25 protein-coding genes are annotated in these 22,392 nt (G+C 61.9%); 19 read left to right on the top strand and 6 right to left on the bottom strand.

The features are described 5' to 3' along the window. Positions 1–8 precede the first annotated feature (8 nt). From N2A41_RS00125 to N2A41_RS00060, 14 genes are all read left to right on the top strand, one after another. Positions 9–575: a NifU family protein gene (locus N2A41_RS00125; RefSeq protein ID WP_260109932.1), complete on the top strand. Its 567-nt coding sequence runs from the start codon at positions 9–11 to the stop codon at positions 573–575. Positions 576–663: 88 nt separating this feature from the next. Next, positions 664–1,326 (top strand): tRNA (adenosine(37)-N6)-threonylcarbamoyltransferase complex dimerization subunit type 1 TsaB, encoded by a 663-nt coding sequence (tsaB, locus tag N2A41_RS00120; RefSeq protein WP_260109931.1) that lies wholly within the window; start codon positions 664–666, stop codon positions 1,324–1,326. Then, positions 1,323–1,823 (top strand): GNAT family N-acetyltransferase, encoded by a 501-nt coding sequence (locus N2A41_RS00115; protein ID WP_170260407.1) that lies wholly within the window; start codon positions 1,323–1,325, stop codon positions 1,821–1,823. The genes tsaB and N2A41_RS00115 overlap by 4 nt, the downstream gene beginning before the upstream one ends. A gap of 82 nt (positions 1,824–1,905) precedes the next feature. Continuing rightward, a complete protein-coding gene (locus N2A41_RS00110) occupies positions 1,906–2,334 on the top strand; it encodes a Fur family transcriptional regulator (RefSeq protein ID WP_017966732.1) in 429 nt (142 codons plus the stop codon). A 27-nt stretch (positions 2,335–2,361) separates the two neighbouring features. Beyond that, positions 2,362–3,159 carry a lysophospholipid acyltransferase family protein gene (locus N2A41_RS00105; protein ID WP_260109930.1) on the top strand — a complete coding sequence of 266 codons (798 nt, stop codon included), beginning with the start codon at positions 2,362–2,364 and terminating at the stop codon, positions 3,157–3,159. Positions 3,160–3,208: 49 nt separating this feature from the next. Beyond that, positions 3,209–4,618 (top strand): tRNA (N6-isopentenyl adenosine(37)-C2)-methylthiotransferase MiaB, encoded by a 1,410-nt coding sequence (miaB, locus tag N2A41_RS00100; RefSeq protein WP_260109929.1) that lies wholly within the window; start codon positions 3,209–3,211, stop codon positions 4,616–4,618. 18 nt (positions 4,619–4,636) lie between these two features. Next, on the top strand, positions 4,637–5,689 hold the full coding sequence (locus N2A41_RS00095; RefSeq protein WP_222292462.1) for a PhoH family protein: 1,053 nt from the start codon (positions 4,637–4,639) through the stop codon (positions 5,687–5,689). Then, positions 5,689–6,204, top strand: a complete 516-nt coding sequence (ybeY, locus tag N2A41_RS00090; RefSeq protein WP_017966728.1) for an rRNA maturation RNase YbeY — start codon at positions 5,689–5,691, stop codon at positions 6,202–6,204. Before N2A41_RS00095 ends, ybeY begins: the two co-directional genes overlap by 1 nt. Then, positions 6,201–7,346, top strand: a complete 1,146-nt coding sequence (locus N2A41_RS00085) for a hemolysin family protein (protein ID WP_017966727.1) — start codon at positions 6,201–6,203, stop codon at positions 7,344–7,346. The genes ybeY and N2A41_RS00085 overlap by 4 nt, the downstream gene beginning before the upstream one ends. 76 nt (positions 7,347–7,422) lie before the next feature. Next, positions 7,423–9,027, top strand: a complete 1,605-nt coding sequence (lnt, locus tag N2A41_RS00080; protein WP_170277317.1) for an apolipoprotein N-acyltransferase — start codon at positions 7,423–7,425, stop codon at positions 9,025–9,027. Positions 9,028–9,179: 152 nt separating this feature from the next. After that, the gene (locus N2A41_RS00075; protein WP_017966725.1) at positions 9,180–9,596 is read left to right on the top strand and encodes a helix-turn-helix domain-containing protein; all 417 of its coding nucleotides are present in this window, start codon (positions 9,180–9,182) and stop codon (positions 9,594–9,596) included. A 178-nt stretch (positions 9,597–9,774) separates the two neighbouring features. Continuing rightward, positions 9,775–11,028: a methionine adenosyltransferase gene (gene metK, locus N2A41_RS00070; RefSeq protein WP_017966724.1), complete on the top strand. Its 1,254-nt coding sequence runs from the start codon at positions 9,775–9,777 to the stop codon at positions 11,026–11,028. After that, a complete protein-coding gene (gene trmB / locus N2A41_RS00065) occupies positions 11,025–11,729 on the top strand; it encodes a tRNA (guanine(46)-N(7))-methyltransferase TrmB (RefSeq protein WP_170257379.1) in 705 nt (234 codons plus the stop codon). The genes metK and trmB overlap by 4 nt, the downstream gene beginning before the upstream one ends. 232 nt (positions 11,730–11,961) lie before the next feature. After that, positions 11,962–12,228, top strand: a complete 267-nt coding sequence (locus N2A41_RS00060; RefSeq protein ID WP_260109927.1) for a DUF2277 domain-containing protein — start codon at positions 11,962–11,964, stop codon at positions 12,226–12,228. A gap of 372 nt (positions 12,229–12,600) precedes the next feature. On the opposite strand, the gene N2A41_RS00055 is transcribed toward N2A41_RS00060, so the two are convergent. Both N2A41_RS00055 and N2A41_RS00050 read right to left on the bottom strand, forming a co-directional pair. Further along, positions 12,601–12,858 (bottom strand): DUF1150 family protein, encoded by a 258-nt coding sequence (locus N2A41_RS00055; RefSeq protein WP_003556039.1) that lies wholly within the window; start codon positions 12,856–12,858, stop codon positions 12,601–12,603. Positions 12,859–12,905: 47 nt separating this feature from the next. Further along, positions 12,906–13,331, bottom strand: coding sequence for an Hsp20 family protein (locus N2A41_RS00050; RefSeq protein WP_017966720.1), 426 nt, complete (start codon positions 13,329–13,331; stop codon positions 12,906–12,908). Positions 13,332–13,608: 277 nt separating this feature from the next. Here N2A41_RS00050 and N2A41_RS00045 point away from each other — a divergent pair, with 277 nt between their 5' ends. Further along, positions 13,609–14,553, top strand: coding sequence for a nucleoside hydrolase (locus N2A41_RS00045; protein WP_260109926.1), 945 nt, complete (start codon positions 13,609–13,611; stop codon positions 14,551–14,553). A gap of 42 nt (positions 14,554–14,595) precedes the next feature. On the opposite strand, the gene grpE is transcribed toward N2A41_RS00045, so the two are convergent. Continuing rightward, on the bottom strand, positions 14,596–15,228 hold the full coding sequence (gene grpE / locus N2A41_RS00040; protein WP_017966718.1) for a nucleotide exchange factor GrpE: 633 nt from the start codon (positions 15,226–15,228) through the stop codon (positions 14,596–14,598). Between the two features lie 111 nt (positions 15,229–15,339). Next, complete coding sequence (hrcA, locus tag N2A41_RS00035; RefSeq protein ID WP_017966717.1) at positions 15,340–16,428, bottom strand: heat-inducible transcriptional repressor HrcA; 1,089 nt, start codon at positions 16,426–16,428, stop codon at positions 15,340–15,342. A 128-nt stretch (positions 16,429–16,556) separates the two neighbouring features. On the opposite strand from hrcA, the gene rph reads away from it, so the two are divergent. From rph to hemW, 4 genes are read left to right on the top strand one after another with little or no spacing between them, the layout of a single operon-like run. Continuing rightward, on the top strand, positions 16,557–17,276 hold the full coding sequence (gene rph, locus N2A41_RS00030) for a ribonuclease PH (RefSeq protein ID WP_064245081.1): 720 nt from the start codon (positions 16,557–16,559) through the stop codon (positions 17,274–17,276). Continuing rightward, positions 17,273–17,698, top strand: coding sequence for a VOC family protein (locus N2A41_RS00025; protein WP_170260401.1), 426 nt, complete (start codon positions 17,273–17,275; stop codon positions 17,696–17,698). The genes rph and N2A41_RS00025 overlap by 4 nt, the downstream gene beginning before the upstream one ends. Then, positions 17,699–18,343, top strand: coding sequence for an RdgB/HAM1 family non-canonical purine NTP pyrophosphatase (gene rdgB / locus N2A41_RS00020; RefSeq protein WP_260109925.1), 645 nt, complete (start codon positions 17,699–17,701; stop codon positions 18,341–18,343). It abuts the gene before it with no gap. Positions 18,344–18,352: 9 nt separating this feature from the next. Beyond that, positions 18,353–19,555 carry a radical SAM family heme chaperone HemW gene (gene hemW, locus N2A41_RS00015; RefSeq protein WP_260109924.1) on the top strand — a complete coding sequence of 401 codons (1,203 nt, stop codon included), beginning with the start codon at positions 18,353–18,355 and terminating at the stop codon, positions 19,553–19,555. 67 nt (positions 19,556–19,622) lie between these two features. On the opposite strand, the gene N2A41_RS00010 is transcribed toward hemW, so the two are convergent. Then, complete coding sequence (locus N2A41_RS00010; RefSeq protein ID WP_222332447.1) at positions 19,623–20,705, bottom strand: saccharopine dehydrogenase family protein; 1,083 nt, start codon at positions 20,703–20,705, stop codon at positions 19,623–19,625. 136 nt (positions 20,706–20,841) lie between these two features. Further along, on the bottom strand, positions 20,842–22,392 hold the full coding sequence (dnaA, locus tag N2A41_RS00005) for a chromosomal replication initiator protein DnaA (protein WP_222387245.1): 1,551 nt from the start codon (positions 22,390–22,392) through the stop codon (positions 20,842–20,844).

Here is a 22,392-nt window from a genome sequence, read left to right as displayed (position 1 = left end):
AGAACCAGATGTTCATTCAGACCGAAGCCACGCCGAATCCCGCCACGCAGAAGTTCCTGCCGGGCAAGGTGGTGATGGAAAACGGCACGGCCGAGTTCCGCAGCACTGAGGAGGCTCAAGCCTCGCCGCTCGCCGCCCGCCTGTTCGAAATATCAGGCGTCACCGGCGTCTATTTCGGCTATGATTTCATTTCCGTCTCCAAGGACAATGCCGACTGGCAGCATCTTAAGCCGGCTATCTTAGGCTCGATCATGGAGCACTTCATGTCCGGCAAGCCGGTCATGGGCGATGCCTCCATCCTTTCCGAAGACGCCGATGCCGGCGACGAATTCTTCGACGAAAGTGATGAATCGATCGTGCTGACCATCAAGGAGCTTCTGGAGACCCGCGTGCGCCCGGCCGTTGCCCAGGACGGCGGCGACATCACCTTCCGCGGCTTCAAGGACGGCAAGGTCTATCTCAACATGAAGGGTTCCTGCGCCGGCTGCCCGTCTTCGACGGCAACGCTGAAGCACGGCGTGCAGAACCTGCTGCGCCATTTCGTTCCGGAAGTGCAGGAAGTGATTGCCGCTTAAAAATCTTGAATTCGTCCGGCCGTTCATCTCAGGTTCGGCCGAACGGATTTATCGATAGGCGACACTGGTTTATTCGGAAATTGATGGCATGATCATTCTGGCGCTCGACACGGCGGGTGTGGACTGCGCTGCCGCCGTCTATGACAGCGGCAGGGATACGGTGCTGGGGGAGGCATCGGACATGATCGGCAAGGGGCATGCTGAACATCTGATTGGTATCGTCGATCGCGCGCTGAAGCAGGCGGGACTGGCGCTTTCTCATATCGACCGCCTTGCCGTCACCATCGGTCCGGGCTCCTTTACCGGCATCCGCGTCGGCGTTGCCGCAGCCCGCGGTTTTGCGCTCTCCCTCAATGTTCCCGCCGTCGGCGTCACCACGCTCGAAGTCATGGCATCAGCCCAGCGCGACAAGACGCCTCATCGCGCCGTGCTGGCGGCGATGGATGCCAAGCGGGACGAAATCTACCTCCAGTCCTTCGCAGCCGACGGTTCGTCCCTCGACGCTCCAAGGGCGGTCAGCATTGCTGAAGCGCAGGCTTTTGCCGCCGGCTTCGACGGCGAGATCACCGGTTCGGCGACGCCCCTCCTCAAGGCCGACGCCCTCGGCGATCACACCAACAGGTTCCCGATCTCTGTGGTGGCGCGCCTGGGCGCTGCCGCCTCCCCCGATGCCGGAAAGCCGAAACCCCTCTATCTGCGCGGACCCGATGCCAAGCCGCAGGCCGGGTATGCGATTTCGCGACGAGTATGACGATGCTGGAATCCTATCTGACGCTGAAACCGGAATTCGAGATCATCGCCATGGAGCGTGAGGATTGCCGCGATGTCGCCCTCCTGCACGGCGAGCGGTTTGCCCGCCCCTGGGGCGACGGCGAATTTCACGGCCTGCTGATGCAGGACACCGTGTTCGGCTTCGTTGCGCGCCAGACCAATGCCATCCTGAAAAAGCCGCTTCCGGGGTTCATCCTCGCCCGCCATGTTGCCGGCGAGGCGGAGATCCTGACGATTGCCGTGCAGGCGAAGGTCGCTCGCGCCGGACTGGGCTGGCGGCTGATGCAGGCGGCGATGCGGGAAGCACGCGCGCGCGGCGGCGAGAGCATGTTTCTCGAGGTCGACAACGGCAATACGGCAGCGCTCGGCCTCTACCGCAAGCTCGGCTTCGAAAAGGTCGGCGAACGTCAGGGTTATTATAAACAAGAAAACGGCGCCCTCTCCACGGCGCTTGTCATGAAGCGCGTTCTTCGGTAGTTCCCTGGCAGCGAGATGACCTGCAGGCCGACGCAAATGCCGTGCGGCGTTGTCGAAACACGAATATCTCTATAGGCGGGCGATGACCGATGTAGCCAAGACCCTCGAGGAGCTTTGCACCGAACGCGGCATGCGCATGACCGAGCAGCGCCGCGTGATCGCGCGTATCCTGGAAGAGTCGGAAGACCATCCCGACGTCGAAGAACTCTACCGCCGCTCGGTGAAGGTCGATGCGAAGATCTCGATCTCGACCGTCTATCGCACCGTGAAACTGTTCGAGGATGCCGGCATTATCGCCCGCCACGACTTCCGCGACGGGCGCTCGCGCTACGAAACGGTGCCGGAAGAGCATCACGACCACCTCATCGACCTGAAGACCGGCACGGTCATCGAATTCCGCTCGCCGGAGATCGAGGCGCTGCAGGAGCGCATCGCCCGCGAGCACGGCTTCCGGCTGGTCGACCACCGGCTGGAGCTCTACGGCGTTCCGCTGAAAAAAGAAGATCTCTGAAGCGATGGCAGCCCGGGAGACCAGCATTTGATCGCCTGGCTGCGCATCGCCTTCGCCGCGGTCGTCATCCTTGCCGTCAGCCTCATGCTCATGCCGCTGCAGATCCTGGCGCTGCGGTTCGACTGGCGGCTGCGCCGCCGGCTTCCGCGCGTCTGGCACCGTGTCGTCTGCTATTGTCTCGGCATTCGCGTCCGCGTGAGCGGCAAGCTGGAAGACCGCCGGCCGCTGATGCTCTGTTCCAACCATTCCTCCTGGCTTGACATCATGGTGCTGTCGGCCGTTGCCGACGTCGTCTTCATCGCCAAGATCGAGGTGCGCGACTGGCCAATCTTCGGCACGCTCGCCAAGCTGCAGAAGAGCGTCTTCGTGGTGCGCGAGGAACGGCGCAAGACCGGTCATCAGGCAAACGAGATCGCCGGGCGCATGGCCGACGGTGAGATCGTCGTGCTCTTTCCCGAGGGCACGACCTCGGACGGCAACCGGCTGCTGGAGGTCAAGTCCTCGCTGTTCGGCGCCGCCGCGATGGCCGTGCCTTATTCGCCGACGGGGACGGTCGTGGTGCAGCCGGTCGCGGTTGCCTATACCAGGGTCCACGGCATCGCCATGGGGCGTTATCATCGGCCGCTCGCCGCCTGGCCGGGTGATATCGAGCTGCTGCCGCATCTCATCGACATCGTTCGCTGCGGCGCCATCGACGCCGAGGTTTCCTTCGGCGAGGCGGTGGATTACCGCGCCGATACCAGCCGCAAGGAGGTGAGCGCGACGATCGCCTTGCGCATCCGCAACCTCCTGAACAGCCGCCTGCGCGGGCGGGAAATCTCCTGAAGCAAGATTTCGATTTTCTCCGGCGGCAAAAACCACTAAATAGCGCGCCATGACACAGGACAGCGCCCTTCTCCAGGCCCCGGAATCGACACCCCGCGATGGCAGCAACAACCGCAAGGTCTTCATCAAGACCTATGGTTGCCAGATGAACGTCTACGATTCCATGCGCATGAGCGATGCGCTCGCCCGCGACGGTTATGAGCCGACGGAAGATATGGAAGAGGCGGACCTCGTTCTGCTCAACACCTGCCATATCCGTGAAAAAGCGGCCGAAAAAGTCTATTCGGCGCTCGGACGGCTGCGCGAGATGAAAAAGAAGAAGGCGGCTGATGGACGGGAGATGATGATCGGCGTTGCCGGCTGTGTCGCCCAGGCCGAAGGCGAGGAAATCCTGCGCCGCGCACCCGCCGTCGACGTCGTCATCGGCCCGCAGACCTACCACCGCCTGCCGGAGGCGCTACGCCTGGCCAAACAAGGCCAGCGCGTCGTCGATACGGAATATGCGATCGAGGACAAGTTCGAGCATCTGCCGATCGCCGAGAGCCGAAAGATCCGTGCCCGCGGCGTCACCGCCTTCCTGACGGTGCAGGAGGGCTGCGACAAGTTCTGCACCTTCTGCGTCGTGCCCTATACACGCGGCTCGGAAGTGTCGCGGCCGGTTTCCCAGATCGTCGAGGAAGCCGAAAAGCTCGTCGACAGCGGGGTGCGCGAGATCACCCTGCTCGGCCAGAACGTCAATGCCTGGCACGGCGCCGGGAGCCACGGCGAGGCATGGAGCCTCGGCGACCTGCTCTATCGCCTGGCCGAGATCCCCGGCCTTGCGCGGCTGCGCTATACCACAAGCCACCCGCGCGACATGGACGACCGGCTGATCAACGCTCATCGCGACCTCCGGGCGCTGATGCCTTATCTGCATCTGCCGGTACAGTCGGGCTCGGACCGCATCCTGAAAGCAATGAACCGGCGTCATACGGCGGCCGAATATCTGGCGCTGATCGAGCGCATCCGCACGGTGCGGCCTGACATCGCCCTGTCGGGCGATTTCATCACTGGCTTTCCGGGGGAGACAGATAAGGATTTTGAGGATACACTGAGGCTTGTGGAGGAGGTCCGTTATGCACAGGCCTTCTCGTTCAAATACTCGACACGGCCGGGCACACCCGGCGCGGAACTGAAGGACCAGGTGCCGGAAAAAATCAAGGCAGAACGGCTGGAACGCCTGCAAATGCTTCTCCTGAAGCAGCAGCAGGAATTTGCCGAATCCTGCATCGGCAAGGAGATCGACCTGTTGCTCGAAAAGCCCGGTCGCATGCCGGAACAACTAATCGGACGTTCTCCCTGGCTTCAATCAGTGAATGTTGATGCAAAAGCATCGCAAATCGGTGACATTATTAAAGTGCGAATCACCGGAACCGGAACAAACAGCCTGTTTGCCGAACGCGCAGAGGCTGCGGTTTAACCTAAGGAGCCCGACCGCTTGAACGGACAAGAATTGGTTTCTTCTTCACCGCGCCAACCCCGCACGCCGAGCGACACCAATCACTTCGTCCTGACGTTCGAGAACAACCGGTTCGCCAGCGAGTTGTTCGGGCAATTCGACCAGAACCTCAAGCTGCTCGAGCAACGGCTCAATATCGATGCGCGGGCACGCGGCAATTCCGTCGTCATCACAGGCGATGTCGTGACCACCAATCAGGCGCGGCGCACGCTCGACTATCTCTATGAAAAGCTTCAGAAAGGCGGCAGCGTGGAACGATCCGACGTCGAGGGAGCAATCCGCATGGCGGTCGCCGCCGACGACCAGCTCAGCCTTCCCACAATGGAACGCAAGGCCAAGCTGACGATGGCGCAGGTTTCGACACGCAAGAAGACGATCATCGCCCGCACGCCCACGCAGGACGCCTATATCAGGGCGCTGGAACGCGCCGAGCTCGTCTTCGGCGTTGGCCCGGCCGGCACCGGCAAGACCTATCTTGCCGTCGCGCATGCCGCCCAGTTGCTGGAGCGCGGTGCGGTCGAAAAGATCATCCTGTCGCGTCCGGCGGTCGAGGCCGGCGAGCGCCTCGGCTTCCTGCCCGGTGACATGAAGGAAAAGGTCGATCCCTATCTTCGCCCGCTCTATGACGCACTCTACGACATGATCCCCGCCGACAAGGTCGACCGGGCGATCACTGCCGGCGTCATCGAAATCGCGCCGCTCGCCTTCATGCGCGGCCGCACGCTCGCCAACGCCGCCATCATCCTCGACGAAGCGCAAAACACGACATCTATGCAGATGAAGATGTTCCTGACGCGTCTCGGCGAGAATGCGCGCATGATCGTTACCGGCGACCCGAGCCAGATCGACCTGCCACGCGGCGTCAAATCCGGCCTCGTCGAGGCCTTGCAGCTTCTGAACGGCGTCGAGGGCATCTCGATCGTGCGCTTCAAGGATACCGACGTCGTCCGCCATCCGCTGGTCGGGCGCATCGTCAGGGCCTATGATTCCACCTATGCCGTCGAAACCGAAGACGTCAGCCGGCAGGACTAATGGCCGAACTCGATATCCAGATCAGCGTCGAGGACATCGGCTGGCCCGGCGAAGAAACGCTGCAGTCGTTTTGCGAACGCGTGCTCAGTGCCGCGGCAATCTATCTCCGCGACAGCGAGAAGCAGCCCTTCCCGACGATGCCGCCCGAGGTTTCGCTTGTCTTTACCGACGATGCCTCGATCCAGGACATCAACGCCGAATGGCGCGGCAAGGACAAGGCGACCAACGTGCTCTCCTTTCCCGCCTTTCCGGTTCGGCCCGGCAAGATGCCCGGTCCGATGCTCGGCGACATCATCATCGCCCGGGAGACGGTGGAGCGGGAAGCGACCGAGCTCGAAAAGAGCTTCGACGACCACCTGACCCATCTTCTGGTGCACGGTTTCTTGCATCTTCTCGGCTACGATCATATGAATAGTACCGAAGCCGAAATTATGGAGGGGCTGGAGACTCGCATTTTGGCGCAGCTCGGCCTATCTGATCCTTACGAGGGTCAAGACCTTAAAATGGAACCATGAGCGACTTTACGACGAAGCCGGCGGCAGACGCCAAGGACTCCGAGCCATCCTCCTCTTCGGACGAGGCAGGCAGTAGTAGTCGGCCATCCGGCCGATCCCAATCCTTCTGGTCGCGCGCCGCGCGCATCCTTCGCCCGCAGCAGGGCTCGCGACTGCGCGAGGATCTCGCCGACGCGCTGATGACCGATGCGGCCGGCGACGACGCCTTTTCGCCCGACGAACGGGCGATGCTCAACAACATCCTGCGCTTTCGCGAAGTGCGCGTCGCCGACGTGATGGTGCCGCGCGCCGATATCGAGGCGGTCGACCAGAACATCACCATCGGCGAGTTGATGATCCTCTTCGAGGAATCCGGCCGCTCGCGCATGCCTGTCTATGCCGATACGCTCGACGATCCGCGCGGCATGGTGCATATCCGCGATCTGCTCTCCTATATCGCCAAGCAGGCGCGCAACAAACGCCGCGGCCCGACGAAACCGGCCGCTGTCGTGCCGGCGATCGAGGTTGCGCCCGAAAACATCCAGAAGACCACGCGTTCGGCCAAGCAGAATTTCGATCTCGCCCGCGTCGACCTGCAAAAGACGCTGGCCGAGGCCGGCATCATCCGCAAGATCCTGTTCGTGCCGCCGTCGATGCTGGCGTCCGACCTGTTGCGCCGGATGCAGGTGAACCGCACGCAGATGGCGCTCGTCATCGACGAATATGGCGGCACCGACGGGCTTGCCTCGCATGAAGACATCGTCGAGATGGTGGTCGGCGACATCGACGACGAACATGACGATGACGAAGTGATGTTCAAGCGCGTCGCCGAAGACGTCTTCATCGCCGACGCCCGCGTCGAACTGGAAGAGATCGCCGCAGCGATCGGGCCGGACTTCGACATCAGCGAGCAGGTCGACGAGGTCGATACGCTGGGCGGCCTGATCTTCTCGGCGCTCGGCCGCATTCCGGTGCGCGGCGAAGTCGTCCAGGCACTGCCGGGCTTCGAATTCCACATCCTCGACGCCGATCCGCGCCGCATCAAACGGCTGCGCATTACCCGCAAGCGCCACGCGGTTCGCCGCCGCGCCAAGACGGATGGCGACATCGCTCCCGGCTCCGAGGCCGGCGAAGACCGGCCGGCGGAATCGACCGCCAACTAACAGGACCTAACGGGACAAAGAGCCGCTTTTTTGAAAGACTGCGGATGGGTTGATTCGCGGTTTGATGGGAGTGCGCATGGAGCGGCTTGCGGACAGGGCTATCCTCGTCTGGGGTTTCAAACGGTCGCTGCTGGCCATCGCCGCCGGGGCATTCGCGGTTCTGGCGCTGCCGCCCTTCGGCTTTTTTGCGGCAATGTTCGTTTCCTTCACGCTGCTCGTCTGGCTGATCGACGGGGCGGCGGCTTCGCCTGAGAGCGGCCTGATCGGCAGGCTGTGGCCGGCGTTCACCACCGGCTGGCTGTTCGGCTTCGGCTATTTCGTCGCCGGCCTCTGGTGGCTCGGCCATGCGCTGCTGGTCGATCAGGAAGAATTCGCGTGGGCGCTGCCGTTGGCAATCCTCGGCCTGCCGGCCTGTCTTGCGATCTTCTACGGGCTGGCGGCCGCCCTTGCCCGCATCGTCTGGTCTGATGGCATGGGGCGGATCGCCGCGCTTGCGGCTGGCTTCGGGCTGATGGAGTGGCTTCGAAGCGTGATCCTCACCGGCTTTCCCTGGAACGCCATCGGCTACGGCATGATGCCGGTTCCGCTGATGATGCAGTCGGCGCATGTGATCGGGGCGACGGGGGTGACTGCCCTTGCCGTCTTCGTCTTTTCTGCGCCTGCCCTTGCCGGGACGCGGCAAGGCGCGCGGCCGGGAATCGCGCTCGCCGTCCTGCTCTTTGCCGCCCATCTCGGTTATGGCGCTTATGCTCTCTATCTCGCGCCCCGGCCGGACACATTGCCGGAGGACAAGCGGCCGGTGGTGCGGTTGGTGCAGCCGGCGATCGACCAGGCGGCGAAGATGGACAACGACGCCGACCGCGCCGCGATCTTCGAGACGCATCTGAAGCTTTCGGCTGAAGCACCGAAAAATGGCGGACGCAAACCCGATATCATCGTCTGGCCGGAAACCTCGATCCCCTTCATCCTGACCGACAACCAGGATGCGCTGACGCGGATCGCCGATACGCTCGATGACAACCAGGTGCTGATCGCCGGCGCCGTCCGCGCCGAGGAGATGGGACCGGGCACTCCGACGCGCTATTATAATTCCATCTACGTGATCGATGGCCGCGGCCAGATCATCGGCGCCTCCGACAAGGTGCATCTGGTGCCTTTCGGCGAATACCTGCCCTTCGAGGACGTGCTCACCGAATTCGGCATCCAGAACGTCGTCGAAATACCGGGAGGATTTTCGGCCGCGGCAAGCCGGCACCTGCTGACGCTGCCCGGCGGCCTCAATCTCTATCCGCTGATCTGCTACGAGATCATTTTCCCCGACGAAATGACCGGCGACATCAAAGACGCCAACGCGATCCTCAATATCACCAATGACGCCTGGTTCGGCGCGACGCCCGGCCCCTACCAGCATTTCCAGCAGGCGCGGGTACGGGCTGTTGAAACCGGTCTGCCGCTGATTCGTGATGCCAATAGCGGCATTTCAGCGCTGGTGAACGCCCATGGGGAAATTATTGCGGGCCTCGATCTTGGGGAAACCGGCTTCATCGATGCAACGCTCGATAGCATCGGCGCGGGACTCGGAACGACATACCCCCAGCAAACATACTTCTGGTTGACCGAGGCGTTGCTGATTCTGATTGCGCTAATTTCTCGCAGGGGTTTTATTTCCGGGTTGAATTGACCAAAAACCCCTAAAATTGCATAGTGATGACAATCGGCGTTCTTAACGTATGTTCGAAGGTGGGTTCCTCACCTCTTGCAACGTGGCGTTTTGGGATGGATCTGGGGCATGCCGGTTAGAAACAGGTTGAAATTCTTAGCTAGGGCACGACCATGATTGAAAACAAAAAGAAGCCGAATCCGATCGACATCCATGTTGGCAGCCGTATTCGCCTCCGTCGTACGATGCTGGGCATGAGCCAGGAAAAGCTTGGCGAAAGCCTTGGCATCACCTTCCAGCAGATCCAGAAATACGAAAAGGGCACCAACCGCGTCGGCGCAAGCCGTCTGCAGAACATCTCGAACATCCTCAATGTTCCGGTGTCGTTTTTCTTCGAGGACGCGCCCGGCGAACATTCTGCCGGCGGCGGCGGCATGGAAGCCTCCAGCTCGAATTACGTCGTCGATTTCCTCTCTTCCTCGGAAGGACTGCAGCTCAACCGCGCCTTCGTCAAGATTTCCGATCCCAAGGTTCGCCGCAAGGTCGTGGAGCTGGTGAAAGCCTTGGCGGCTGAAGCCGACGCCGACTGAACCAAGACCGGTGCAGAATTCGAAAGGCGGTCGAAAGGCCGCCTTTTTTGCGTTTTTGGGGCAAAATTTGTCACTTTGCCACAGATATAAAGATATATTTATGTCCTTCTGCGCTTGTCATCGGCCCTCGAACTGAGTACCTACTAGCTGGCTTTTATTCTTTGAGGGGAATCCCGAAATGCGCGCGAATTATCTCTTTACCAGCGAATCTGTTGCCGAAGGTCATCCGGACAAAGTCTGTGACCGCATCTCCGACGAGATCGTCGATCTGGTCTACCGCGAAGCGGCCAAGACCGGCGTCAATCCGTGGGGCGTGCGCATTGCCTGCGAGACGCTGGCGACGACCAACCGCGTCGTCATCGCCGGCGAAGTTCGCCTGCCGCCGAGCCTGATGAAGAAGGACAAGGACGGCAAGGACGTCATCAACCCGTCGAAGTTCAAGGCCGCCGCCCGCCGCGCCATCAAGGATATCGGCTACGAGCAGGACGGCTTCCACTGGAAGAAGGCAAAGATCGACGTGCTCTTGCACTCGCAGTCGGCCGATATCGCGCAGGGCGTCGACAGCGCCGCCGACCAGCAGGGCGACGAGGGTGCCGGCGACCAGGGCATCATGTTCGGTTATGCCTGCCGCGAAACGCCGGACCTGATGCCGGCGCCGATCTATTATTCCCACAAGATCCTGCAGCTGCTCGCAGTTGCCCGCAAGAAGGGCGACGGAGAAGTTGCCAAGCTCGGCCCCGACGCCAAGAGCCAGGTGACCGTGCGTTACGTCGACGGCAAGCCGTCGGAAGCAACCTCGATCGTGCTTTCGACCCAGCATCTCGACGAGAGCTGGGATTCGAACAAGGTCCGCGCCGTCGTTGAGCCCTATATCCGCGAAGCGCTCGGCGAGCTGAAGATCGCCGACGATTGCAACTGGTACATCAACCCGACCGGCAAGTTCGTCATCGGCGGACCGGACGGCGATGCGGGCCTCACCGGCCGCAAGATCATCGTCGACACCTACGGCGGCGCCGCTCCGCATGGCGGCGGTGCATTCTCCGGCAAGGACACGACGAAGGTCGACCGTTCGGCCGCCTATGCTGCCCGCTATCTTGCCAAGAACGTCGTTGCCGCCGGCCTTGCCGACCGCTGCACGATCCAACTCTCCTACGCCATCGGTGTTGCTCAGCCGCTGTCGATCTATGTCGACCTGCACGGTACCGGCAATGGCATCAGCGAGGATCAGGTCGAAGCCGCAATCCGCCAGAACATGGACCTGTCGCCGTCGGGCATCCGCCGCCATCTCGACCTCAACAAGCCGATCTATGCCAAGACCTCGGCTTACGGCCATTTCGGCCGCAAGGCCGGACGCGACGGCTCGTTCTCCTGGGAGCGCACGGACCTCGTGAAGGCGCTCAAGGAAGCCGTCAAGACCAAGGCTGCTGCATGACGGATATGGAGCGCCGGGGCCGGGCGACCGAAGCTTTCTTCGGTCGCCGTAAGGGAAAGGCCCTGCGCGAACAGCAAGCGGAGACGCTGAACAGTCTGCTTCCGGCGTTCCTTATCGATCTGACGGCGGCTCCCCCGGAGCCGCTGACGTCATCGCTCTTCCCGATCCCGGTCGAGAGATTGCGGCTGGAAATCGGTTTCGGCGGCGGCGAGCACCTGATCCACCGCGCGCTGGAGATGCCTTCGACCGGCTTCATCGGCGTCGAACCCTTCGTCAATTCCATGCAGAAGCTGTTGTCGCGCATCGGCGAGACCAGCGCCTCCAATATCCGCGTCTATAATGACGACGCGACGCAACTGCTCGACTGGCTGCCGGACGGCTCACTCGATCAGATCGACCTGCTCTATCCGGACCCCTGGCCGAAGCGGAAACACTGGAAGCGGCGTTTCGTCTCGAAAACCAATCTCGGCCGCTTTCATCGCGTGCTGAAGCCTGGTGGCCTGTTCTGCTTCGCCTCCGACATCGACACCTATGTGAACTGGACGCTGATCAAATGCCGCGACCATGGCGGTTTCGAATGGATGGCCGACAATGCAGCCGATTGGCTGACCCCCTATGAGGGCTGGCCGAGCACACGCTACGAGGCCAAGGCGCGGCGCGAGGGCCGGTCTTCGGCCTATCTGACATTCAGGAAGATCTGAGGCTGCCCGCAAGTCGGCGAACGCGCCGCGATGTTCTTCGGCGCGAACAATCGCGTGGGACGCCGGTCTGATGCCGACAGCGACAAAAAAACCGAACTGGAGGAGCTGCGCCCTGCCTTGCGACGCGGAGAGACCCGCCGTTGGACCGGTTGCCATTAACGCTCGCGCGACTATTTTCTGTGCTGGTCACCCTCCTCTCAAATAGAAGAGAGACAATGACCGGGAGCAAGTCATGTGCCGAAATATAAAACCCCTGTTCAATTTCGATCCGCCGGCGACTGACGAGGAGATCCACGATGCGGCGCTCCAGTTTGTACGGAAGGTGAGCGGAACGACCAAACCGTCGAAGCGCAATGAGGTCGCATTCGAGCGCGCGGTCGGTTCGATCGCGGCATGCGCCCGCGAGCTGCTCGATTCGATGGAAACGTCCCAACCTCCTCGTGATCGCGAGGAGATAGCGGCAAAGGCGCGCGCGAGAACGGCGGTCCGGTTCGGGTGAGAGAGCCTGGCACGGATAGGAGATCTCAATCACGCCTCAACTGGTCTACTGACGGGTCTCGGCCCGGAGCGGACAACCCTTGGGCTTGTCAGGATTCAAATCAGGAAAATCTGCTCAGCGGCACAAGAATGCCAAGCGTAGCTTGCCCATAATTTCTTGGCCAGAGTGCTTAGTTCCCGATGAGAGGTCGGCATCTTCAATGAGTTCGATTCATTCAGTTGCTACCGGATCCTGGAATTTTCAACGTCATCGCAGGTACGGCGCCGGAAGACGGCTACGCGCATATGTCGCGACATCCGTCCCGATCGCAGCGAAATCGAATAGAGCGACCGTGCACCGCAAGCAGTGAAACGGAGCAGACGGTCTTGACGGTCAGTGCAGGCTGACCGTCTTCAATTCGTCCTCGGCAGCCTTGAAGAAGGTGCTGGAGCGATTATCCGTCAGCAGGATGGGCGTGCCGTCGGCGCCGAAGAGCGCCCAGAGATCGACGGTCGGATCGATATCCGGCGCCTCGGGAAAGCACTTGGCGACCTCATCGGTCCGCATTTTTCTGATATAGGCGACCTCGCCGTTGCCGATGTGGGCAAGCTCGGATTTGGTCAAGTGAGACGTGGCTTCTTTCATCAACATTCCTGTTCCTCCGGGAGAAGGGACCAACGGTTCGACAAACCGTTGTGCTACTGTGAGACCGAAATGTTAATTTTCTTGACCATGCGCGCAGGTTCCGGGCGAATTAGATCGACGGAGAGCAGCCCGTTCTTCAGGGCCGCACCCAGCACCTGCATGCCGTCGGCAAGAACGAAGGTACGCTGGAACTGGCGGGCGGCGATACCGCGATAGAGATAGTCCCGCTCGCCCTGTTCGACCTGGCGGCCGCGGATCAGAAGCTGGTTCTCCTCAATGGAGACATCAAGTTCCTCCTCGCTGAAGCCAGCCACGGCAAGGGTGATGCGCAGACGCTCCGGCGCGCCGCTGTCGGCGCCGATGCGTTCGATATTATAAGGCGGATATCCGTCGCTCGTCTTGGAAATGCGCTCCAGCGTCTTTTCCATGGCATCGAAGCCCAGAAGCAGCGGGCTGGCGAAAGGGGTAATGCGGCTCATCTCTTTTCAAGTCCTTGGCGCAAGCGACCATCCCGGACCTTCAGTGCAGCATCCGGATGCCGCTAATATGGGGACAAGAGCCTGGCGCTGCAAGGCATGGGGCACGACGTGTCGGCGCCACCTTCTCAATTTTAAGCTGACGTCAGGCTCTTTCCTTGACAAAGCGGCTGCTGCCTCGCATCAAAACATGCCCGCGCGGATTGTGCTGATTTGTGACGGGACGTGAAGAAATCGGTGCATGCCCGGTAACACGCAGTGCGAGGATGGAACGATCGGAATGGCAAGCGCAAGAAAGATCATCATCGACACGGATCCTGGCCAGGACGACGCGGCCGCCATCATGCTGGCCTTCGGCAGTCCCGACGAGCTGGAGGTTCTGGGGATCACGACGGTCGCCGGCAACGTGCCGCTTCCGCTCACCAGCCGCAATGCGCGCATCGTCTGCGATCTCTGCGGCCGGACGGAGACCAAGGTCTTCGCCGGCGCCGACGCGCCGATCGCCCGCAAGCTGGTGACGGCCGAACATGTGCACGGCAAGACCGGCCTCGACGGTCCGGAACTCAGCGAGCCGACGATGGCGCTGCAGCCTGGCCATGCCGTCGACTTCATCATCGAGACGTTGCGCCGCGAGCCGGAAGGCACGGTGACGCTGTGCACGCTCGGGCCGCTCACCAATATCGGCATGGCCTTTCAGAAGGCACCAGACATCGTCCCCCGCATCCGCGAACTGGTGATGATGGGCGGGGGCTTCTTCGAGGGCGGCAACATCACGCCGGCGGCCGAATTCAACATCTATGTCGATCCGGAGGCGGCCGATATCGTCTTCCGCTCAGGCGTTCCGATCGTGATGATGCCGCTTGATGTGACGCATCAATTGCTGACCCGCAAGGACCGGGTGAAACGTATGGCCGAGATCGGCACGGCGCCGGCAAAGGCCATGGTCGAGATGCTGGAATTCTTCGAACGCTTCGACATCGAGAAATACGGTTCCGACGGCGGGCCGCTGCACGACCCGACCGTTGTCGCCTACCTGCTGGAGCCGGAACTTTTCCAGGGCCGCGACTGCAATGTCGAGATCGAGGTCCAGTCCGAACTCACCGTCGGCATGACGGTCGTCGACTGGTGGCATGTGACCGAGCGCAAGCGCAACGCCAAGGTCATGCGCCATGTCGATGCGGATGGCTTTTTCGATCTGCTGATCGAACGCTTCGCCCGCATCTAACGCTTCGGCTTTTCCTTCTGCACGAGGCAGAAGGAAGGGATATCAGGCGTCTTTCTCGTCGAAGACGGAGTTGGTTTCGGCTTCGGTCGGCTTCGGGCCGCCCTTGGCGACGCCGACCATGGCCGGGCGCAGCACGCGCTCGCCGATGGAGAAGCCTGCCTGCACGACCTGCACGACCGTATTGTTCGGCACGTCGGGGTTCGGCACCTCGAACATTGCCTGATGGAAATTCGGATCGAACTTCTGGCCAACCGGCTCAAGCTTGCGAACGCCGTGGCGCTCGAGAGCCGACAGCATGGCGCGCTCGGTCATCTCGACACCCTCGATCAGCGTGCTCAGGCCGGCATCGGCGGCAGCCTTGGTCTCCGGAGGGATGGCATCGAGCGCGCGGCGCAGATTGTCCGAGACGGCGAGCATGTCACGAGCAAAGCCGGCGACGGAATAGGACTTGGCATCCTTTACCTCGCGCTCGGTGCGCCGGCGCAGATTGTCCATCTCGGCAGCAAGGCGCAAATAGCGGTCGCGCAGCTCGCCGTTTTCGGCTTTCAGAAGCTCGATTGGGTCCGGCTGGGCGGGCTCTTGCTGCGCAGTTTCGTTCTCGACGTAGGCGGCAGCGTCGGCTGCGGCATCGGCCGCAGTTGCGTCAGGTCCGTTTTTCGTCGTGTCATCGGTCATGACGGTCTCCGGTTGGTGTCTTCAGATGCGCCCGATATCGAGGTTTGACCGAAAAAAATCAAGTCTGCGTGACAAAGAAGCGAAAATTCCGCGTGCTTGGCGGTTGCTGCGTCAAAGCTGATTGCGCGAAAGGCGGGAAACGAGCTGGGCTGTATAGTCCACCATCGGCACGATGCGGGAATAATTGAGCCGCGTCGGGCCGATGACGCCGACGGCACCAACGATGCGATCGTCGTCGTCACGATAGGGCGCGACGATGAGCGATGAGCCGGACAGCGAGAAGAGCTTGTTTTCCGAACCGATGAAAATGCGCACACCCGGGCCGCTTTCGGCGAGATTGAGGATCTCGATCAGGCTGTCCTTCTTCTCGAGATCATCAAACAGCAGCCGCAGCCGGTCGAGATCGTCGGCGCCGGCGAGGCCTTCGAGCAGGTTGGCGCGGCCGCGGATGATCAGCTGCGTCGGCTTCCCCTCATCCGGGCTCCCAGCCCAGACAGCAATGCCGCGCTCGACCAGATCGCGCGACAGGGCATCGAGCTCGTGACGGACGTCGTCCTTCAGGCGGCTCAATTGTTTGCGGAGCTCCGGCAGGGTCTGGCCGGACATATGGGCATTGAGAAAATTCGCCGCCTCCGTCAGCTGCGAGGACGTGACGCCCGCCGGCAGCTCGATAATGCGGTTTTCCACCTGATCATGATCGCCGACGAGCACGGCCAGCGCCTTTGTCGGTTCGAGCCGGATGAACTCGACATGTTTCAGCACCGGATCGCTTTTCGAGGTGATGACGAGGCCCGCGCCGCGCGAAATGCCCGACAACATGCGGCTTGCCTCGTTCATCATCGATTCAACGGGATTGCCGCCGCTTTCGGCCCGCAGCTGACGGTCGATGTTGGCGCGCTCCTCGGCGGAGAGGTCGCCGACCTGCATGAAGGCATCGACGAAGAAGCGCAGGCCGATCTGGGTCGGCAGCCGGCCGGCGCTGACATGCGGCGAATAGATCAGGCCGAGCTCTTCGAGATCGCTCATGACGTTGCGCACCGAGGCCGGCGACAGCGACATCGGCAGGATACGGGACAGGTTGCGCGAACCGAGCGGCTCGCCGCTTTCCAGGTAACCTTCGACGATGCGACGAAAAATTTCCCTGGAGCGCTCGTCCAGCGCAGCTACGGCATCCGAAACCGACGTCGACCTGATGCCCATGAAGCTTTCAAACCCATGCTGATGATACTTCCCGAAAAGTAAGTCAAACTCACACCCGTGGCAAAAGGGAATTTGCAAATGAGCGCCGCCAATCGTAGAAGCGGTCAAATAAACCCCAGGAGATAAGAATGCGGCCTTCAGGCAGAAAAATCGACCAGATGCGCAAGGTCTCGTTCGAGCGCAGTTTTTCCAAGCACGCGGAAGGCTCCTGCTTGGTGAAGTTCGGCGATACGCATGTACTCTGCACGGCGAGCCTCGAAGAAAAGACGCCGCCATGGCTGCGTAATACCGGCAAGGGCTGGGTCACGGCCGAATACGGCATGCTGCCGCGGGCGACCGGCGAACGCATGAAGCGCGAAGCCGCCGCCGGCAAGCAGGGAGGCCGCACTCAGGAAATCCAGCGGCTGATCGGCCGGTCGCTGCGCGCCGTCGTCGACCTGCAGGCGCTCGGCGAACGGCAGATCACGCTCGATTGCGACGTCATCCAGGCCGATGGCGGCACGCGGACCGCCTCGATCACCGGCGGCTGGATCGCGCTTTACGACTGCCTGAAATGGATGGAAAGCCGCAACATGATCAAGGTCGACCGGGTCCTGAAGGATCATGTCGCCGCCATCTCCTGCGGCATCTTCGCCAGCCAGCCGGTGATCGATCTCGATTACCTGGAAGACTCCTCGGCAGAGACCGATGCGAACTTCGTCATGACGGGCACCGGCGGGATCGTCGAGATCCAGGGCACCGCCGAAGGCACGCCGTTCAGCGAAAGCGAATTCACCTCGCTGATGCAGTTGGCCAGAAACGGCATCGGCGAACTCGTGGCACTGCAGAAGCAGGCCGTCGAAGGATGAACCCCATGCTGGAAGGCATGTTGGAAACGGCGCTCTATGCGCGGGATCTCGACCAGGCCGAGACGTTTTACGAAGACGTTCTCGGACTTGAAAAGATCGCCCGCGCCGCCAACCGGCATGTCTTCTTCCGCTGTGGGCCCGGCGTTCTGTTGATCTTCAATCCCGAGGAAACGGTGAAGCCGCCGGCGCCCGAAGCACTGCAGGTGCCGCCGCACGGCACGAACGGCCAAGGCCACGCCTGTTTCCGGGTGTCCGGCCGCAATATCGATGCCATGGCCGAACGGCTGTCGGCGGCCGGCGTTGCGATCGAATCCGAGGTGCGCTGGCCGAACGGCGGCCGCTCGATCTATTTCCGCGATCCGGCCGGCAACAGCCTGGAATGCGCGGAGGCTAAAATCTGGGGCATCGAACAGGATATCTGAATGCGCAAGCTTGAAACGAAGACCATCGTCGTCGCCAGCCACAATGCCGGCAAGATCCGCGAGATCCAGGAATTGATCGGGCCGCTCGGCTTCACCGCCAAATCGGCGGCCGAGCTGAACTTCGTCGAACCGGATGAGACGGGCGCGAGCTTCGAAGAGAATGCGACGATCAAGGCAGTCGCTTCGGCCAATGCCGCCGGCATGCCGGCGCTTTCGGACGATTCCGGGCTGGTGGTCGACGCACTTGGCGGCGATCCTGGCGTCTACACCGCCAATTGGGCGGAGACATCCAACGGCACGCGCGATTTCGACATGGCGATGGCGAAGGTGGAAAAGGCGCTGCAGGATGCGGGCGCGACAAAGCCGGAACAGCGCAGGGCGCGTTTCATCAGCGTGCTCTGCCTTGCCTGGCCGGATGGGCATACGGAGCTGTTTCGCGGCGAGGTGGAAGGCAGCGTCGTCTGGCCGCCACGCGGCACCCAGGGCTTCGGCTACGATCCGGTCTTCCAGCCTGAGGGCTACGACATCACCTTTGGCGAAATGAGCGGCGAGGAAAAACACGGCTGGAACGTCGGCAAGCCGCAAGCGCTGTCGCACCGGGCCCGTGCCTTCAAACTCTTTGTCGAAACCTGCCTGGAGGCATAGAGTCGGTCCGTGGGCAATTTCGACACACCAAGCGCCTCGCGCGATGCGGCTCTGCTCCCCGATACCGGCGAGCCGGGCTTCGGCGTCTATGTGCATTGGCCCTTCTGCGCGGCGAAATGTCCCTATTGCGACTTCAACAGCCATGTGCGCCACCAGCCGGTGGATCAGGAGCGTTATACGGCCGCCTTCCTGACGGAGATGGCGGCGGTCCGGACGATCAGCGGACCGAAGACGGTGACGAGCATCTTCCTCGGCGGCGGCACGCCCTCGCTGATGCAGCCGGAAACGGTTTCCGCCATTCTCGACGGCATTGCACGGCACTGGCATGTGCCTGCCGGCATCGAGATCACCATGGAGGCCAACCCTTCGAGCGTCGAGGCCGAACGGTTCCGCGGCTACCGGGCGGCCGGCGTCAATCGCGTCTCACTCGGTGTGCAAGCGCTGAACGACCGGGATCTGAAATTCCTCGGCCGGCTGCATGATGTCGCCGACGCGCTGAAGGCGATCCGGCTGGCCCGCGACATCTTTCCGCGCATGTCCTTCGACCTGATTTATGCCCGGCCGGAGCAGACGGTCGAGGAATGGGAAACGGAACTGAAAGAGGCGATCTCCTATGCGGTCGACCATCTTTCGCTCTATCAGTTGACCATCGAGGAGGGCACGCCCTTCTACGGCCTGCACAAGGCCGGCAAGCTGGTCGTGCCGGACGGCGAGCAATCGGCATTGCTCTACGAGGCGACGCAGGAGATCACCGCGCGCGAGGGCATGCCGGCCTATGAGGTTTCCAATCATGCCCGGCCGGGAGCTGAAAGCCGACATAACCTGACCTACTGGCGCTACGGCGATTATGCCGGCATCGGCCCGGGCGCTCACGGCCGGCTGACGCGTGGCCCCGAGAAGCTCGCGACCGCCACCGAGCGCAAGCCGGAAGCCTGGCTCGACATGGTCGAGCGTGATGGGCACGGCATTCTCGATGAGGAGCGGCTCGGCTTCGAGGAACAGTCCGACGAGCTGCTGCTGATGGGGCTGCGGCTCAGGGAAGGCGTCGATCTCGCTCGCTGGCAGCAGCTTTCCGGCCGCGACCTCGACCCGAAGCGCGAGGAATTCCTGCTCGAGCACAAATTTATCGAGCGGATCGGCAATTCACGCCTGCGCTGCACACCATCCGGCATGCTGATCCTCGATTCGGTCGTCGCCGATCTCGCCTGCTGACACCGATACGACGGATTGGTTTTCGGTGCGGCGGCATTGATATTGCCGCCGCACCGGAGACTATTTCTTAGCCGTGGCTGGTCGCGCCCGCCTTGAAGAGGCTGCCGGTCGGCGTCTTCAGGAACATCTCCAACGGAATATGCTCCTGGTGCAGGAAGCCGGTCGTCGGCAGCAGGCCGTCGCGGACCATCTCGATGACGGCGACGACGGAGGCTGACGTCGTCCAGGCGATTGCCGTGCGGCGCGCGCCGGCAATCTCGATCGGGTAATAGGCGCGCACGAATTCCTTGCGGCGCAGGCTGCCATTCTCGGTGCCCTCGGCGGCGACATGGACATAGACGACATCGTCTTCAACCGGCGGCTTGGCATTGGTCAGGATCTCGCCGGCGAGCTTGCGCTTGTCGCGCATCAACAGCTCGTGGAAGAAGAAATTCATCAGCTCCATATGGCCGGGATAACGCATGGTCTTGTAATCGAGATTGTCGATCTTGCCGAGCATGGTGTCGCACATGGTGCCAAGGCCGCCGGACGTCGTGAAGGCTTCGAGCTTGACGCCGCCGACATAGACGGTCTCGTGCCATTCCATCGGCGAGACGAGCTTGCGCACGCCGCCCTCGATGACCTCGCAGTCGTTCAGATATTCGTTGACGACGCCTTCGGGCGACCAATTGAAGGCGTAACCGAGCAGTCCGGTCGGATGCTGCGGCAAGGCGCCGACGCGCATGCGGATCGACCGGCAGCGATCGAAGCCGTCGGCCAGGCTTGCGCCGACGATGCCGACGAAACCCGGCGCCAGGCCGCATTGCGGCGCCATCAGGCCGCGTGATGTCTTCGACAGCTCGATGATGAAATTGGTTGTGGGAACGTCTTCGGTCAGATCGAAATAATGGATGCCGGCAAGATGGGCGGCGCGCGCCAGCTCGATGTTCAAATGATAGGGCAGGCAGGAGAGCACGGCCTCGACATTCGAGAGCAATTCGCCGATCACCTGGGGATCGGAGATATCGCCGGTGCGGCACTTGAAAGGGACGTCGCTCAGCGGCAATTGCGCATCGACGCCGATGACCTCGAAGCCGCCTTCATGCAAAAGCGTCGCCGCCAGCCGTCCGACCTTGCCCAGGCCGAGAACGGCGATCTTTTCAAAACTCATTCATTCCTCCCACGCGCCGTTTTGGCGCTTCAGTCTTTGATATGCACGTGATGCGCGGGAGGTATAAAATAAAAAACTTATAAAGGAAAACGGCCGGAATCGCTTCCGGCCGTCGATTTTTTGGAAAACCCGCCGATTATTCGTTGATCAGCCGCTTCAGAAGCTCGACTTCGTGCGAAAGCTTGGTGTCTCCAGAAATCAGCTCTTCGATCTTGCGCACGGCGTGCAGCACGGTCGTATGATCGCGCCCGCCGAAACGGCGGCCGATCTCCGGGAAGGAGCGCGGCGTCAGCGTCTTCGACAGATACATGGCGATCTGGCGCGGCTTGACGATCACGCGGGTGCGACGGTTCGAGACCAGTTCCTGGCGCGAGACATTGTAGTGCCTTGCGACGATGCGCTGGATATCCTCTATGCGTACACGGCGGGGCTCGCCGGAGCCGACCAGATGGGCGAGCAGTTCGTCGACGCGTTCGATCGACAGGTTCGGCTCGAAGGAGCGGCGGAAGACCAGCTGGTTGAAGGCGCCTTCGAGTTCGCGGCCGCTGGCCGTGACGTTGCGGGCGACATGCTGGAGCAGTTCGGCTGGAATTTCGAGCGACGGATCTTCGAGCCGGGCGACAGCAAGGCGACGCTTGAGGATTTCGAGACGCATCTCGTAATCCGGCGCGTCGAATTCGATCGCGACACCGCCCTGCAGGCGCGAGCGGACGCGGGGGTCGAGCGACTCCAGCTCCCAGGGCGCGCGGTCGGCGGCAACGACGACCTGTTTGGCGCTGTCGAGCAGCATGTTCAGGAGATGGCAGAATTCATGCTGGATCATCTTGCCCTGCAGGAACTGCATGTCGTCGATGATCAAGAGATCGATGTTGCGCAGCGAATCCTTCAGCGTCAGCGCATCATTGTCGCGGATCGCGGTGGCGAAGCGCCACATGAAATATTCAGCCGTCAGATAGACGACGCGCAGAGCCCTGGGGTTCTGCACCGCCGCATTGGCGACCGCCTGCAGCAGGTGGGTCTTGCCGAGGCCGACGGCCGAATGGATGAAGAGCGGGTTGAAGCGCACGGCGCCCTGGCCAGCTTCTGCGATCGTCTTCGCAGCCGCAAGCGCGACGCGGTTCGAGCTGCCTTCGACGAAGGTGTCGAAGGTAAAGCGGCTATCGAGCGGCGAACCGAAGAGCGGCGAGCCGAAGCTTGCAGGCCTTGCGGCGGCAACGGCCGAAACCGCCTGCTGGACGGCCTGACCGGCCGGCTGAGCGCTTGCCGGGCGGCGCATTTGCGTCGGGGCGGCGGGTTCCGGCGCGACCGCCTCATCGAGCGCCTTCGTGCCGTGGCGCGTCGCCGTACGCACCAGGACTTCGATTTTCAGAATTTCCGGATCTTCGGCCTGGAACAGACCGGTGATGAGGTCGAGATAACGATTGTTGATCCACGACTTCAGGAAGGTCGTGGGGACCGAAAGGCGAACGACGCTCTTCGATACCGAATGCAGCTTCAGTCTGGCGAACCAACTGGCGTAGACATCCTGACCGACCTGAGCCTTCAAGCGCGCACTGACGCGCTCAAACAATACGTTCTGCTTCGTATCCGCCTTTACTTCCGCCGCTTCCAGGCGAATGGAGCCGAACGCCTGCGGTGCCGCATCCCCATTGTCGGGCCCGCTCGTCGTCATCGTATTCATCTGCAT

Origin of the sequence: Rhizobium sp. SRDI969 (assembly GCF_025152725.1) — a bacterium.
Lineage (GTDB): Bacteria > Pseudomonadota > Alphaproteobacteria > Rhizobiales > Rhizobiaceae > Rhizobium > Rhizobium leguminosarum_I.
This window is presented reverse-complemented; position numbering and strand designations above follow the sequence as displayed.

Excerpts from the sequence above, each read along its gene's own strand:
- tsaB (WP_260109931.1), top strand. The coding sequence starts at position 664 with ATGATCATTCTGGCGCTCGACACGGCGGGTGTGGACTGCGCTGCCGCC.
- N2A41_RS00110 (WP_017966732.1), top strand. The coding sequence starts at position 1,906 with ATGACCGATGTAGCCAAGACCCTCGAGGAGCTTTGCACCGAACGCGGC.
- trmB (WP_170257379.1), top strand. The coding sequence starts at position 11,025 with ATGACGGATATGGAGCGCCGGGGCCGGGCGACCGAAGCTTTCTTCGGT.
- N2A41_RS00085 (WP_017966727.1), top strand. The coding sequence starts at position 6,201 with ATGAGCGACTTTACGACGAAGCCGGCGGCAGACGCCAAGGACTCCGAG.
- N2A41_RS00115 (WP_170260407.1), top strand. The coding sequence starts at position 1,323 with ATGACGATGCTGGAATCCTATCTGACGCTGAAACCGGAATTCGAGATC.
- N2A41_RS00050 (WP_017966720.1), bottom strand. The coding sequence starts at position 13,331 with ATGAGCCGCATTACCCCTTTCGCCAGCCCGCTGCTTCTGGGCTTCGAT.
- N2A41_RS00010 (WP_222332447.1), bottom strand. The coding sequence starts at position 20,705 with ATGAGTTTTGAAAAGATCGCCGTTCTCGGCCTGGGCAAGGTCGGACGG.
- rdgB (WP_260109925.1), top strand. The coding sequence starts at position 17,699 with ATGCGCAAGCTTGAAACGAAGACCATCGTCGTCGCCAGCCACAATGCC.
- grpE (WP_017966718.1), bottom strand. The coding sequence starts at position 15,228 with ATGACCGATGACACGACGAAAAACGGACCTGACGCAACTGCGGCCGAT.
- hrcA (WP_017966717.1), bottom strand. The coding sequence starts at position 16,428 with ATGGGCATCAGGTCGACGTCGGTTTCGGATGCCGTAGCTGCGCTGGAC.
- miaB (WP_260109929.1), top strand. The coding sequence starts at position 3,209 with ATGACACAGGACAGCGCCCTTCTCCAGGCCCCGGAATCGACACCCCGC.
- rph (WP_064245081.1), top strand. The coding sequence starts at position 16,557 with ATGCGGCCTTCAGGCAGAAAAATCGACCAGATGCGCAAGGTCTCGTTC.
- N2A41_RS00125 (WP_260109932.1), top strand. The coding sequence starts at position 9 with ATGTTCATTCAGACCGAAGCCACGCCGAATCCCGCCACGCAGAAGTTC.
- metK (WP_017966724.1), top strand. The coding sequence starts at position 9,775 with ATGCGCGCGAATTATCTCTTTACCAGCGAATCTGTTGCCGAAGGTCAT.
- N2A41_RS00045 (WP_260109926.1), top strand. The coding sequence starts at position 13,609 with ATGGCAAGCGCAAGAAAGATCATCATCGACACGGATCCTGGCCAGGAC.
- N2A41_RS00075 (WP_017966725.1), top strand. The coding sequence starts at position 9,180 with ATGATTGAAAACAAAAAGAAGCCGAATCCGATCGACATCCATGTTGGC.
- N2A41_RS00025 (WP_170260401.1), top strand. The coding sequence starts at position 17,273 with ATGAACCCCATGCTGGAAGGCATGTTGGAAACGGCGCTCTATGCGCGG.
- N2A41_RS00060 (WP_260109927.1), top strand. The coding sequence starts at position 11,962 with ATGTGCCGAAATATAAAACCCCTGTTCAATTTCGATCCGCCGGCGACT.
- dnaA (WP_222387245.1), bottom strand. The coding sequence starts at position 22,392 with ATGCAGATGAATACGATGACGACGAGCGGGCCCGACAATGGGGATGCG.
- lnt (WP_170277317.1), top strand. The coding sequence starts at position 7,423 with ATGGAGCGGCTTGCGGACAGGGCTATCCTCGTCTGGGGTTTCAAACGG.
- ybeY (WP_017966728.1), top strand. The coding sequence starts at position 5,689 with ATGGCCGAACTCGATATCCAGATCAGCGTCGAGGACATCGGCTGGCCC.
- N2A41_RS00055 (WP_003556039.1), bottom strand. The coding sequence starts at position 12,858 with ATGTTGATGAAAGAAGCCACGTCTCACTTGACCAAATCCGAGCTTGCC.